At 69.8% G+C, this 13,338-nt stretch carries 12 protein-coding genes; 4 read left to right on the top strand and 8 right to left on the bottom strand.

Annotated features, from left to right (window positions below; translation table 11 throughout):
• Positions 1 to 20: 20 nt before the first annotated feature.
• Entirely contained in the window at positions 21 to 935 is a 915-nt protein-coding gene (locus tag G515_RS19685; protein ID WP_211220954.1) for a TetR-type transcription factor C-terminal domain-containing protein, read from the bottom strand.
• A 135-nt stretch (positions 936 to 1,070) separates the two neighbouring features.
• On the opposite strand from G515_RS19685, the gene G515_RS0105540 reads away from it, so the two are divergent.
• The gene (locus G515_RS0105540) at positions 1,071 to 2,324 is read left to right on the top strand and encodes an acyl-CoA dehydrogenase family protein (protein WP_028659355.1); all 1,254 of its coding nucleotides are present in this window, start codon (positions 1,071 to 1,073) and stop codon (positions 2,322 to 2,324) included.
• A gap of 314 nt (positions 2,325 to 2,638) precedes the next feature.
• Here G515_RS0105540 and G515_RS0105535 read toward each other — a convergent pair whose 3' ends face one another.
• Genes G515_RS0105535 through G515_RS19675 form a run of 6 tightly spaced genes read right to left on the bottom strand, consistent with a single transcriptional unit; the run spans position 2,639 to position 8,255 of the window.
• Entirely contained in the window at positions 2,639 to 3,445 is an 807-nt protein-coding gene (locus G515_RS0105535) for a crotonase/enoyl-CoA hydratase family protein (RefSeq protein WP_028659354.1), read from the bottom strand.
• Between the two features lie 56 nt (positions 3,446 to 3,501).
• Entirely contained in the window at positions 3,502 to 4,635 is a 1,134-nt protein-coding gene (locus G515_RS19680) for a branched-chain amino acid ABC transporter permease (protein ID WP_051217909.1), read from the bottom strand.
• Positions 4,632 to 5,519: a branched-chain amino acid ABC transporter permease gene (locus G515_RS0105525; protein ID WP_028659353.1), complete on the bottom strand. Its 888-nt coding sequence runs from the start codon at positions 5,517 to 5,519 to the stop codon at positions 4,632 to 4,634. The genes G515_RS19680 and G515_RS0105525 overlap by 4 nt, the downstream gene beginning before the upstream one ends.
• A gap of 17 nt (positions 5,520 to 5,536) precedes the next feature.
• The gene (locus G515_RS0105520; RefSeq protein WP_028659352.1) at positions 5,537 to 6,244 is read right to left on the bottom strand and encodes an ABC transporter ATP-binding protein; all 708 of its coding nucleotides are present in this window, start codon (positions 6,242 to 6,244) and stop codon (positions 5,537 to 5,539) included.
• Positions 6,241 to 7,011 carry an ABC transporter ATP-binding protein gene (locus tag G515_RS0105515; RefSeq protein ID WP_245565227.1) on the bottom strand — a complete coding sequence of 257 codons (771 nt, stop codon included), beginning with the start codon at positions 7,009 to 7,011 and terminating at the stop codon, positions 6,241 to 6,243. Before G515_RS0105515 ends, G515_RS0105520 begins: the two co-directional genes overlap by 4 nt.
• Before the next feature lie 5 nt (positions 7,012 to 7,016).
• Positions 7,017 to 8,255 (bottom strand): ABC transporter substrate-binding protein, encoded by a 1,239-nt coding sequence (locus tag G515_RS19675; protein ID WP_157571012.1) that lies wholly within the window; start codon positions 8,253 to 8,255, stop codon positions 7,017 to 7,019.
• A 215-nt stretch (positions 8,256 to 8,470) separates the two neighbouring features.
• Between G515_RS19675 and G515_RS0105505 the strand changes: the two genes are divergently transcribed.
• From G515_RS0105505 to G515_RS0105495, 3 genes are all read left to right on the top strand, one after another.
• Positions 8,471 to 10,051 carry a long-chain-fatty-acid--CoA ligase gene (locus G515_RS0105505; RefSeq protein WP_028659350.1) on the top strand — a complete coding sequence of 527 codons (1,581 nt, stop codon included), beginning with the start codon at positions 8,471 to 8,473 and terminating at the stop codon, positions 10,049 to 10,051.
• Position 10,052: 1 nt separating this feature from the next.
• Entirely contained in the window at positions 10,053 to 10,835 is a 783-nt protein-coding gene (locus tag G515_RS0105500) for an enoyl-CoA hydratase (RefSeq protein WP_028659349.1), read from the top strand.
• Positions 10,836 to 11,122: 287 nt separating this feature from the next.
• On the top strand, positions 11,123 to 12,013 hold the full coding sequence (locus G515_RS0105495; protein WP_245565225.1) for an alpha/beta fold hydrolase: 891 nt from the start codon (positions 11,123 to 11,125) through the stop codon (positions 12,011 to 12,013).
• On the opposite strand, the gene G515_RS19670 is transcribed toward G515_RS0105495, so the two are convergent.
• Complete coding sequence (locus tag G515_RS19670; protein WP_245565224.1) at positions 11,988 to 13,292, bottom strand: MFS transporter; 1,305 nt, start codon at positions 13,290 to 13,292, stop codon at positions 11,988 to 11,990. The genes G515_RS0105495 and G515_RS19670 overlap by 26 nt on opposite strands.
• Between the last annotated feature and the right edge of the window lie 46 nt (positions 13,293 to 13,338).

Raw genomic sequence — 13,338 nt, 5'->3', positions numbered from 1 at the left:
GGAGCCTACTGATCGATCGTTCAGTAGTCCATGGTCTGAACTCGATGCGAGACCGCGGGATCGCACTCCACGACCCCCAGGCAGTAGCCGACGTACTGCCGCGCGACCGCTTCCGGGCTGAGTGGCCCGTGCGGCCGGTACCAATTGGCCACGGCCATGCACATGCTCACCGCAGCGCGCGAGGCCGCGTGCGGGCTGGCGGAGCGGAACAGGCCGGCCGCGACGGCGGCCTCGACCTCGTCGTCGACCATCTCCTGCTGCTGGGTGCGGACCCGCGCATGCTGGCGCCGGTCGCGCGGGGCGAGGGCCCGCATCTCGCTGGAGCCGAGGAAGGACAGGTCCGCCCGGTACGCGTGGTAGAGCGCGAGCGCCTCGATCAGCCGCACGAACCGCTCGGCGGGGTCCCGCCCCTCCTCGCGGGCGGCCGCCGTCCGGGCGAGCAGCTCACTCATGCCGAGTTCGAACAGAGCACCGAGCATCGCCTGCTTGCTCGGGTAGTAGTGGTAGAGGCCGGGGACCGAGAGGTTGGCCCGTCGGGCGATGTCGCGCACCGAGGCGCCGTGATATCCGGTCGCGGTGAAGCACTGGAGCGCGGCCCGCAGGGCGGGATCGATCTCGAGCGGCGCGAAGACCCGCCACCGGCGGTAACGCTCCTCGATCGACTCGTCGGGGGTCCTGCCCTCCGCGTCGACCCCTGGGGCCAACGCCCCCGGTTCGACGCCCAGTGCCTCGGCGAGCTCGACCACCCGGGCGGGCCGGACGGCGGACTTGCCGGTCTCGATCTGACTCAGGGTGGCCGCGCTCACGCCCACCTGTTCACCGAGCACCCGAAGACTCAGCCCGCGCTCTTGCCGCAGGGCGCGGACCCGAGGGCCCACCGCCGGATCGAGCGTCTCGCGTGACATCACGGTCCTCTTCACCAGACCCTTCCCCACCGGGCGATTCTACGACCGAGGGCCGAGCGTTCACTCGGTGACCCTGAAGCATCAGCACTGTAGACACCCCGAGAACCGCTTTCTAAGCTAGCGCTCGCTAGGTACACACTGAACACCCCCGCCAGGAGCACCCGCATGGACTTCACCATCCCCGACGAACTCGCGAGCTTCCTCGACGAGCTCGACACCTTCATCGCGAAGGAGATCAAGCCGCTCGAAGAGGAGAACATCCAGTACTTCGACCACCGCCGCGAGTGGGCCCGCACCGACTGGGAGAACAACGGCATCCCCCAGCGCGCCTGGGAGGAGCTCCTCGGCGAGATGCGCCGCCGCGCCGACGCCGCGGGGATCTACCGGTACGCCCTGCCCGAGCACCTGGGCGGCCGCGGCGCCTCCAACCTGGAGATGGCCGTCGTACGCGAGCACCTGGCGGCCAAGGGCCTCGGTCTCCACAACGACCTGCAGAACGAGGCGTCGATCGTCGGCAACCAGCCGTTCGTGCACATCGTCGACAAGTTCGGTACGCCGGCCCAGAAGGAGGAGTTCCTCGAGGGCATGATCACCGGCAAGCGCCGGGTCGCGTTCGGCCTCACCGAGCCCGAGCACGGCAGCGACGCCACCTGGATGGACACCACCGCCGTCCGCGACGGCGACGCCTGGGTGATCAACGGCCGCAAGCGGTTCAACACCGGCGTCCACCATGCCTCGCACGACACCGTCTTCGCCCGCACCAGCGGCAAGGACGGCGACGCTCGCGGGATCACCGCGTTCATGGTCCCGATGGACACCCCCGGGGTCGAGATCGTCCACTACGACTGGACCTTCAACATGCCCTCCGACCACGCCATCGTCGACTTCAAGGACGTGCGGGTCCCCGACGAGGTCATCCTCGGCGGGGAGGGCAACGGGCTCTCGATCGCGCAGCACTTCGTGCACGAGAACCGGATCCGTCAGGCGGCCTCCAGCCTCGGCGCCGCCCAGCACTGCATCGACAAGGCGGTCGAGCGGGCCACCACCCGCAAGACCTTCGGCGAGCCGCTCGCCAAGAAGCAGGCCATCCAGTGGCCGCTGGTCGAGCTCCACACCGAGGCCCAGATGGTCCGACTCCTGGTCCGGTACGCCGCCTCCGGGCTCGACCGGGCCGACGACCCGACCGAGGTCAGCGAGTACATCTCGATGGCCAACTACCGCGCCAACCGGCTGGTGTGCAACGCCGCCGACCAGGCGATCCAGACCTTCGGCGGCGAGGGCTACACCCGCAACCAGCCCTTCGAGCACATCTACCGGCACCACCGCCGCTACCGCATCACCGAGGGCAGCGACGAGATCCAGATCCGCAAGGTCGCCGGCCACCTGTTCGGCTTCATGGGTCGACGCAAGACCTCCTGACCCCTCGCGGACACGGCCCGATCGGGGGCCCGACGGGCTCGGCCGGCGTAGATCGGCTGAGTCCGATGCCCGCTCCGACGCGGGCCGCCTGACGCGGGCAGGCTGACCTGGCTGGTGTGACGTCGGATGCCCTGACGTCGACTGCTCTGACGTCGGGTCTTCCGACGTGGCTGCCGGTCCGAGGACGGATGGTCCGGCGTCAGGTGGCGGATACGAATGGTCCGGGAGGAACCGGTCCGACCTGGGATCGGGCATGGTCGGTTCCTTCCCGGACCACTCGTGGTTGCGCACGACTCAGAGCGCGCCGGAGCCCGTCAGCGCGCCTTGCCGCCCGAGCTCATCCGGCGGGCGACGACCGCCTTCTGCTCATCGGAGCCGATCAGCGCCCGGATCTCCTTCTGCTCCGCACGGAAGCCCTCGGCCAGCGAGACGTGTCCGGCCAGGTCGATGAGGCGCTTGATGGCGCGGGTCGAGCTGCCGCTGTGGTCGGCGATCTGGGTCGCGAGCGCGGTGGCCTCGGCGATCGGGTCCTCGGCAGTGCGGGTGACCACGCCGAGCTCGGCCGCCTCGGCGCCGGTGAACACCCGGCCGGTGAGGGCGAGCTCCTTGGCGCGGTCGCGGCCGATCAGTTCCGGGAGGAGCTGGGTGCCGCACATGTCGGGCACCAGGCCCCACTGCACCTCCATCACCGACATCTTGGTCTCCGGGTGAGCGATCCGGATGTCGGCGCCGAGCGCGACCTGGAGCCCGCCGCCGAAGGCGACGCCGTGGACGGCCGCGATCACCGGGGCCTGGACCTGGGACCACACGTGCACGGCCTGCTGGCCGCGGGCCTCGGCGGCGCCGATCGGCTCGACCGGGAGGGTCACGTCGGTGGCCCCCGTCCTGCTGCCGTCGGCCATCGCCTGGAACTGGCCGAAGTCGAGACCTGCGCAGAACGCCCGTCCCTCGCCGCTGAGTACGACGGCGCGGACGTCGTCGCGGTCGCGGACCTCGAGTCCGGCCTCGACGATCGCGTTGAACATGGCCGGGTCGAGCGCGTTCATCTTGTCGGGCCGGGTGAGCCGGACCTGGGCGACGCCGTCGGCGACCTCGATGCTGACGCGGTCGGTGGATGTCATCTGTCTTCCTTCATGTTGATACTGGGCTGGTCGATTGTTGGTGATGGTGGCAGGTGTCAGATCCCGATCTGGTCGCGGTCCCGTTCGGCGGACTCGTCGGGACCGACCCGCGGCCCGGCCTGAGGAGGCGTCCGCATGCTCAGCGGTCCGCGTCGCCCGGGGAGTCGCTCGACGATCGGACGAAGCAGCGCCCTGACCAGGCCGCCCAACCCGAAGGGCATCACGAACATGAACAGGATCAGCGCGATGCCGTAGGCCATACCCGAAGCCGCCTGGTTGATGTCGGCGGTCCACTCGGGCACGTAGACGATGAAGAAGGCACCCAGGATGGCGCCGCTCAGCGTGCCGAGACCACCCACGACCACCAGGGAGATGAAGGCGATCGCCATCACCAGGCCGAACGAGTCCGGGCCGACGAACTGCACGACGTACACGTAGAGCACGCCGCCGAGGCCGGCGTAGGCGGCACTCAGTGCGAAGACCGCGGTCTTGGTCCGCGAGCTACGTACGCCGAGCGTGCGGGCGACGGTCTCGTTGTCGCGGACCGCGATCAGGGACCGGCCGATCCTCCCGGTGGAGATCCGGCGCGTGATGACCCAGACCAGGGCGAGGGCGACCAGGCAGAGGAAGTAGACCCACTGATCGCGTTCGAGGCCGCTCCAGTCCGGCGGGGTGGCGGTGTAGACGTTGATGCCCTCCTGACCGTGGGTGTACTCGTCGAGCCGCTTGATCGCCGCCGGGGTCACGATCGCCAGGCCGAGGGTGACCAGGGCGAGGGCGAGCCCGCCCAGGCGGAGCGCAGGCAGTCCGAAGAGGTAGCCGACCACCCAGGTCACCACCAGCGCCACGGGGAGGACAGCCAGGTAGTGCCACCCCTCCTGGATCCCGACCGCGGCGATGTAGGCGCCGATAGCGAAGAAGGCGCTGTGGCCCAGCGAGATCTGGCCGTTGAAGCCGATCAGGAGGTTGAGCCCCATCCCGACCACGGCATAGATCATCACCATCGACAGGTCGAAGTTGACGTACGGCGCGGAGTTGAGCGGCACCAGCACGGCCACCGCCAGGACACCGAGGAAGGTGGCCCACTTGAGCCAGACGGGGGCATCGAGCGGGGGCTGGGCCTGCCGCAGCCCGCGCAAGCCCCCGCGGAGCCGGGAGGAGGCGGAGGTCGCCGGTGCTGGACTGGTCATACTCGCGCCACCTTCTTGGTCCCGAAGAGCCCCTCGGGCTTCACCAGCAGCACGAGCATGATGATGATCAGTGCCACTGCCTGCTTGAAGTCGTTGCCGATGAACTCGACATAGGTGCCGGCCAGGTTCTCCAGCAGCCCGACGATCAGGCCGCCCACCAGGGCGCCCACCGGGCTGTCGATCCCGCCGAGGGTCGCCGCGGCGAAGGCGTAGAGGAGCATCGCCGCCATCATGTTCGGCTGGAGGAAGAGCTGCGGCGCCACCAGAGCACCGACGAGTGCACCGATCCCCCCAGCCAGTCCCCAGCCCAGCATGAGCATCCGCCCCACCGGTACGCCGGAGAGCCGGGCGGACTCCGGGTTGCTGGCCGCCGCCCGCATGTCCAGGCCGAGCCTGGTCTTCTGGAACAGAAGGAACAGCAGCGCCGCCACCACGGCCACGGTGATGATGATGCCCACCGATTGCTTGGCGACCGCGGCTGAACCGAGCGTGACCGAACCTTCGCCGTACATCGGGGGTACCTCCTTGGTGAGGTAGCCCCAGATCCAGCCGGCGGCGCTGTTGAGGACCAGCATCAACCCGAGCGTGACGATGATCAGGGACAGGTGGGCGGCACCGCTGGTCCCGAACGGGCGGATCAGCACGCGCTCACACACCGCGCCGAAGATGAACGAGACCACCATCGACAGGGCGATGGCCACCACCAGGGGGAGGCCCCACTGGTATGCCTGCCAGGTGATGAAGGCGGCGAACATCGCCATCTCACCCTGGGCGAAGTTGACGATCCCCGAGGCCCGGTAGACCAGGACGACGCACAGCGCCAGGGCGCCGTACAGCGCGCCCATCGCCAGTCCGTCGAGTACCTGCTGAGCAAAGAGCTGCATCGTGTCTCCCTCCCGGCTCAGTAGCCGAGGTAGGCGCGGCGGATGTCCTCCCGGCCGCGCAGCTCGTCGGAGGTTCCGCTGGACACCACACGTCCCGCCTCCAGCAGGACGGCGGCACTGCCGATCTCGAGGGCGAGGTGGGCGTTCTGCTCGACCACGAGCATCGCGGTCCCGGTCTCCTCGTTGATCCGCCCCAGCGAGTCGAAGACCATCCGAGTGGTGTTGGGGGCCAGGCCCAGCGACGGCTCATCGAGCAGCAGCAGCCGCGGCTCGGGCATCAGCGCCCGGGCGATGGCCAGCATCTGCTGCTCGCCGCCCGAGAGACTGCCGGCCTGCTGGTTGCGCCGGTCGGCCAGTCGGGGGAACAGGTCGTACCAGCGGTCCAGGGCACCCTTGGCCTGGTGCTGGGGCCGCAGGTACGCGCCAACCCTCAGGTTGTCCTCGACGCTCATGTCATCGAAGGTGCCGCGCCCCTGGGGTACGTGCGAGATGCCGAGGGCCGCGATCTTCTCGCTCGGCCGGCCGAGCAGCGAGATGCCGTCGAACGTGACGGTGCCGGTGCCCTTGATGATGCCGGAGAGGGCACGGAGCAGGGTGGTCTTCCCCGCACCGTTCGCGCCGAGCACGACCGTGACCTGCCCCTGATCGACCCGGAGGTCGATCCCGTGCAGGACCTGCACCGGCCCATAGCCCGCGCTCAGGCCCTGGAGTTCCAACAGACTCATGCCGCACCCCCCAGGTACGCCTCGATGACCTCCGGGTGGGCCCGGACCTCGTCCGGTGTCCCGTCCGCGATCTTGCGACCCAGGTTGAGGACGACCACCTGGTCGGAGACCTTCATGACCATCGCCATGTGGTGCTCGACCAGCAGGACCGAGAGTCCCCGGGTGTCCGCCATTCGACGAATCGTGTCGGCCAACTCGAGCACCTCCTCGTGGATCAGGCCGTTGGCGGGCTCGTCGAGCATGAGCAGCCGGGGGCGTGCCATCAGCGCCCGGGCGAGCTCGACGCGCTTGAGCGTGCCGTACGGCAGGCCGGCGGCCGGCTTGCTCGCCACCGCCGAGAGGCCGAGGTCATCGAGGACCTCACGAGCCGCCGCGACCTCGCGACGCTCCTCCCCACGCACCGAGGGCAGCCCGAGGCCGGTCGGCCAGAACCCGGAGCGGGTCCGGTGGTACCCGCCGGCCAACACGTTCTCCAGCACCGACATCGACCCGAACAGGCCGAGGTTCTGGAAGGTCCTGGCGATGCCCACGTCGGCGATCTGGTCGGTGCGCAGGGTGAGCAGGTCGGTGTCGCCGAGGCGGATCTGCCCCGAGTCAGGCACGTAGAGCCGGCTGATGCAGTTGAACAGGGTGGTCTTCCCCGCTCCGTTCGGCCCGATCAGTCCACAGATCTGACCCGCATGCAGGTCGAAGGACGGGCCGTCGAGGGCCACCACTCCGCCGAAGCGGAGATTGATGTCCCTCACCGACAACAAGACGTCGCTCACCCGCGTCACTCCGTCGCGGACTCGACGTCACCGAACGGGTGCCAGGATGTCCCGTCGAAGCGCATCTTCTGCACCTGGGTCACGAAGTAGGGGTAGTCGGGTGTCGTGCTGACCGACACACCGGGCAGGAACAGGTCGGCGGTGGACTCATCCAGGCTCTGCGCCGCGTCGAGCATGTCCTGGCGCGTGCAGCCGTCCATGTTCTCCAGCACGTGGTGCATGGTCTGGCTGGCCGTGTACCCGGCGCCGGCGATCGAGTCCTCGACGTCCACCGATCCGGAGTGCTTCTTGGCGAAGGCCTTCCACGACTTCACGCCCGCGTCGTCGGCCCACTGCTGGTCGGTGGGGTCCTTGAGCCAGCTGATCGTGACCGCGTTCTCCGCACCGGGGCCGGCCGGCTGCATGATCGTCTTCGCACTGCTGGACCCGGAGTGGGTCACCAGCAGTCGGGGCTTCCACCCGATGTCGTGGGCCTTCTTCAGGGCCTGGGTCATGAAGGTGCCGGTGGCATAGCTGATGAACACGTCCGCGCCGGAGTTGGCCAGGTTGACGACCTGGGAGTCGACCGAGCTTCCGGCCTGCTCGTAGGACTGGGACTCGACGATCTCCACGCCGGTGCCCTCGAAGTGCTTCTCGTAGTCGGCGAGCATGTTCTTGCCGAAGCCGTCGTTCTGGTAGATCAGTCCGACCTTGGCGTCGGGCGCCTCGGAGATGACGTAGTCGGCGAGCACGCGGGCCTCGAGGTCGTATTGGGCCAGGTAGCCCATCGTCCATTTCTCGTCCTGGTCCATGAACTCGTCGGTGCCACTCTGCGCCATCAGGTTCGGGATGCCCTCGCCGGCGACGTAGTCGCCGATGGCGAGGTTGGGCGAGGTGCCGAGGACCTCCATCAGGCCGAAGACGCCGTCCTGCTCCACCAGGCTGCGGACGTTGCTCACGGTGCGGGCCGGGTCGTAGGCGTCGTCCTTGGCGACGAACTCGACCTTGCGGGTCTTGCCGTCGCCCATCTCGACACCGCCGGCAGCGTTGACGTCCTCGAAGTACGCCTCGGTGGTGCGGGCCAGCGCGCCGTACACAGCGCCCGCACCCGACATCGGGAGGCTCGCGCCGATCTTGATGCTGTCATCGGTGATGCCGGGGTCGCAGTCACCCGAGGCGGATGAACCGCCCGAATCACCGCGGCCACCGCACGCCGCCAGGACAAGCATGCTGCACACGGCCAGAGCTCCAAGACGTCGATTCATCGGGGCCTCCACACGCACTCAATTTCAAGGGGACTTCACTCGGGACCGAGCGAACGTTCCATTAGGGAAGCGACCGGACGGTGGAACGTCAAGCGTTCCGGCGGATATTTAGTGATCCCCTTCACGCTCTTCGCGATGCCTGCTTTAGTGTTCCGAGCGACCGCTCGCTCAGAGCAAGATCGCCCTATCGTGGCGCCCGCGATCCGGAGGCACCCATGGATTCACCCACCCCGTTCACCGCCCTGACCTGGGTCGACCAGGTCGGCAAGCACGCCAGGAGCCGCCCCACCGAGGTCGCTCTCCGGTACGACGGCGCCACCACCACCTGGGCCACGCTCGACGAGCGCTCCCGCCGACTGGCCACCGCCCTCGCCGACCGGGGTGTGGGGAGCGGCGACCGGGTGCTCGTGCTGGTGACCAACCGGCCCGAGTTCGTGGAGTCGATGCTCGCGGTCCACCTGCTCCACGCGGTCGCCGTACCCGTGAACTTCCGGCTCGCCGCTCGCGAGGTCGCCTATCTCGCCGAGGACTCCGGATCGCGCTGCGTGATCGTGGAGGAGTCCCTCGGCGGCCTGATCGCCCCCCTGCGCGAGCCCGCTCCGGAAGCGCTCCCCTGCCTGGTGATCGGCGAGGACCCCACCACCGCCGGCCCCGGCGCGGTCTCCTACGAGGACGCGCTGACCGGTGCCCCGGCGTACGCCGGCAACGGCCCGAGCGACCTGGGCACCTGCTGCCTGATCATGTACACCTCGGGCACCACCGGGCTGCCCAAGGGCGCGATGCTCTCCTATCAGAACCTGCTCGGTCAGACGATGACCCTGATCCAGGCCTGGCATCTGTTCCGCCGCGACGAGGTCGGCGCGGTGACCTCCCCGATGTTCCACATCGCGGCGATCGGCGCACTGGTCCCCCATCTCATCCTCGGCCTGCCGTCGGTGATCGTGCCGACCGGCTCCTTCGACGCCGAACGGTTCCTCGACCTGGTGGAGCGCGAGCGGGTGACCAACGCGTTCCTCGTGCCGACCCAGTGGCAGATGGTGTGCGCCAGCCCGACCATCCCCCAGCGCGACCTGCCGCTGCGGATCCTGTCCTGGGGTGCCGCCCCGGCGACCCCGGCGGTGCTCCGCGCGATGGCCGAGGCCTTCCCCGGGGTCGACAACGTGTGCACCTTCGGTCAGACCGAGATGTCGCCGATCACCACCACGCTCCCCGGCGAGGACGCGCTGGCCAAGATCGGCTCGGTCGGCAAGCCGACCGCACTCACCGACGTCCGCATCGTCGACGCCGAGATGAACGACGTCGCGGTCGGCGAGGTCGGCGAGATCATCTACCGCGGACCCCAGGCGATGATCGGCTACTGGAACAAGCCCGAGGCCACCGAGGAGGCCTTCCGCGGCGGCTGGTTCCACTCCGGTGACCTGTGCAAGATGGACGAGGACGGCTTCATCTACGTCGTCGACCGGCTCAAGGACATGATCATCTCCGGCGGGGAGAACATCTACAGCGCCGAGGTCGAGGCCGTCATCGCCGACCATCCGCTGGTGCGCGAGGTCGCCCTGGTCGGCGCTCCCCACGAGCGCTGGGGCGAGACCCCGGTCGCGATCGTGGTGCCGCATCGCTCCGACTCCCCACCCACCGAAGCCGAACTGATCGCGTTCGTGGCCCAGCGGGTGGCGTCGTACAAGAAGCCCACCCGCGTGGTGGTCCTCGACGAACTCCCCCGCAATGCGTCCGGCAAGATCCTCAAGACCCCCCTGCGTGATCTCGTCACCCAGGAAACCCAGGAAGTGAGCTGACATGACCACCACAGCCAACGGCCTCGCCCGCTCGTTCGAGGACGGCGTGCTCGAACTGCGCCTCGACCGTCCCGAGAGCATGAACGCGGTCAACAAGCCGCTGTTCGTCGAGCTGCGGGACGCCCTGCGCTCGGTCGCCGATGACACCTCGATCCGCGCGGTGACCATCACCGGGTCCGGTCGCGGCTTCTGTGCCGGCGCCGACCTGAAGGCCAGCGGCAGCGGCGAGGGCGTCTCGGTCACCGTCGCCAACGAGGTCATCCGCGCGATCCGCGAGACGCCCGTACCGGTGATCTCCCTGGTCAACGGCGCGGCCGCCGGCGTCGGCTGCTCTCTGGCGGTGGCCTGCGACCTGGTGCTGATGGCTCGCAGCTCCTACCTCATGCTGGCCTTCACCAAGATCGGCCTGATGCCCGACGGCGGTGCCACCGCTCTCATCGCTGCCTCCGCCGGACGCCACGTCGCGATGCGGATGGCGCTGCTCGCCGAGAAGCTGCCGGCCGAGAAGGCGCTCGAGCACGGGCTCGCCTCCTTCGTGTACGACGACGACCAGCTCCTCGCCGAGGGGAAGGCGCTCGCCACCCGGCTCGCCCAGGGGGCCGCCACCTCCTTCGAGATCACCAAGCAGGCGATCAACGACGCCACCCTGTTCGAGCTGGAGAACGCTCTCCAGCGCGAGAGCGACGGCCAGGGCCAGCTCGGCCTCACCCCCGACTTCAAGGAGGGCGTCGAGGCCTTCGTCGGCCGCCGCGCCCCCGTCTTCAACGGTCGCCAGCCGCGCTGAACCTCCTCACCCCTCCCCGCCGGGCCCCTCGACACGATTCGAGGGGCCCGGCGGCGCGTGGCAGGGTGCTCGCCCTGACCACGCCGGCCGGAGGGGCCCACCACTCGCCAACTGGACTGGGACGGATCAGCACCCGGATGACGGGATCCGCCAGTCCGATCCAGCGACTCGATCCGGACGATTTCGTCCCGACACCCCAAAGACCCGAACTAGAACCCTGTTCGGTGGACCCGGTGCTGGCTAGCATGTGACCGGCCTCACCCCCGACGACGGACGAAGGACGCCCCGTGACCACCAGTTCTGAGATCCCCACCCTGCCGACCGCGAAGTCCGGTGACCTGAGCCTCGCCTACGAGACCTTCGGCGATCCGGGAGATCCCGCGCTGCTGCTGATCATGGGGCTGGGGGCGCAGATGATCGGCTGGCCCGAGGACCTCTGCCGGCAGTTGGCGCAGGAGGGTCTCCACGTGATCCGGTTCGACAACCGGGACGCCGGCCTGTCCACCCATCTCCACGAGGCCGGCCGGCCGGACCTGAGGGCCGTGGCCAAGCACGAGGCGCAGCCGCCGTACACGCTCACCGACATGGCCGCCGACGCGATCGCCGTCCTCGACGCGCTGGGCATCGAGCAGGCCCACATCGCGGGCGGGTCGATGGGCGGGATGATCGCCCAGGAGGTCGCGATCGAGTACCCCGGACGGGTGCTCACCCTCACCTCGATCTTCTCGACCCCGGCCTCCGGTGTCGGGAAGCCCACGCCCGAGGCGCAGGCCGCCCTCACCGGCCCGCCGGCCACCACGGTGGAGGAGGCCGGCCAGCGGGCGGTGCAGAACGCGGCGGTGTTCGGCTCGACCGGTTTCCCGCTCGACGAGGAGCGGGTGGTGTGGCGGGCGCAGGAGCAGTTCCGTCGCGCCAACGACCCGGCCGGGTTCGCCCGGCAACTCGCCGCGATCTACGGTTCGCGCGACCGGCGTCCGGGGCTGGCCGCGGTGAGCGTGCCGACCCTGGTGATCCACGGTGAGGCCGACACCCTGGTGCAGCCCGAAGGTGGACAGGCCACCGCGGACGCAGTGCCCGGCGCCCGCCTGGTCACCTACCCCGGCATGGGGCACGACCTCCCGGCACAGTTGTGGCCCGATTACGTGAAGGAGATCAGCGCGCTGGTCCGGAGCGTCTGACCAGTACGGCGTTGGTCAGGCCGGCGGCGACCACGACCGTCGCCGCCACCGCGGGCAGCAGCAGCGCCGCCCCGGTGCCCAGCCCTTCCCCGATCCGACCGTTGATCGCCGACGCCGCGGACTGACCGACGATGATCGCCGAGCCCAGGATCGTCATCACGGTGGCATTGCGGCCGCGCGGGCTGCGCTGCGCGCCGAGGCTGAACAACGTCACCAGCGTCGGCCCGATACCGACGCCGGCGATGAGCAGTCCGAGCAGGAGCATGCTGATCGAGTTCGAGGCGGCCAGGACACCGGCGCCGAGGAGCATCACCACACCGAAGACCAGCCAGCGGGCGGTGAGACGGAACCGCTCCGGGAACAGCATCGCGGCCAGGGCGAGCACCGCGGACCCGAGTCCGAGGGCGCCGTACACCAGACCCGCCTCCTCGGCGTGCCCGGCGTCCTCCATGAATGAGGTCACCGCGGTGAGGCTGGCGCCGAAGAAGAGCCCGATGCCGAGCACGCCGAGCACGACCACCACCACCGGGGCCCGGAACAGGTCGCGCGCCGGCGCGGGCGCGACCTCGCCGGCGGCATGCCCGAGGCTCTGGTGGACGCTGGGGTGGAGTGCGAAGGCGGTGACGAAGACGAGCGTGACACCGGCCGCCGCGATGACCGGTGCGGCCGGGCTGACCAGTGCCGCCAGCACGCCCACCACGACCGGGCCGACCACGAAGGTGACCTCGTCGACCGCGGACTCGTAGGCCATCGTGCGGTTCATCGCCGTCTCCCGGCGCAGCACGGGGACGGTGCGCAGGATCGCCCCGACCAGCCGACTGCGCGACATGGGGCCCACCTGGGGCGCGGTGGCGCCCACGAGCAGGGCGGCCGCGAGCACGGCGGCGTCCGGCACCGGGGCATAGACCGCCCAGGCGATCAGCAACAGGGCGAGGGCGTTGCCGCACCCCGCGACCAGGACGGCGGCGCGCTGTCCGAACCGATCGGCGGCCGCACCCAGGAACGGGCCCATCGCGGCGGCGCCCACTCCCACCGCGGCGGAGGTCAGTCCACCGAGGGCCAGCGAGTCACGCCCCGAGACCACCAGGGTCAGCACGCCGACGACCATCATCGCGTAGGGCAGTCGGGCCAGGAAGGCGAGCGGGAAGTAGCTCCAGCCGACGGCCGCGATCAGGCCGGTCTCCGCGGTCGGCGTCCCCGCTCCGCCGGGCGCGTGCGAGGCGACCCCGCCGGGCTCGGGGATGCCGGTCCGCCCGGTCCGCTTCGGTGCTCCGGCCACGTCCACCTGCCTTCCGCGGTCCGCCCGCGACGCTTGCGTGCCGCCT

The organism is Nocardioides insulae DSM 17944, from assembly GCF_000422825.1.
Lineage (GTDB): Bacteria > Actinomycetota > Actinomycetes > Propionibacteriales > Nocardioidaceae > Nocardioides > Nocardioides insulae.
This window is presented reverse-complemented; position numbering and strand designations above follow the sequence as displayed.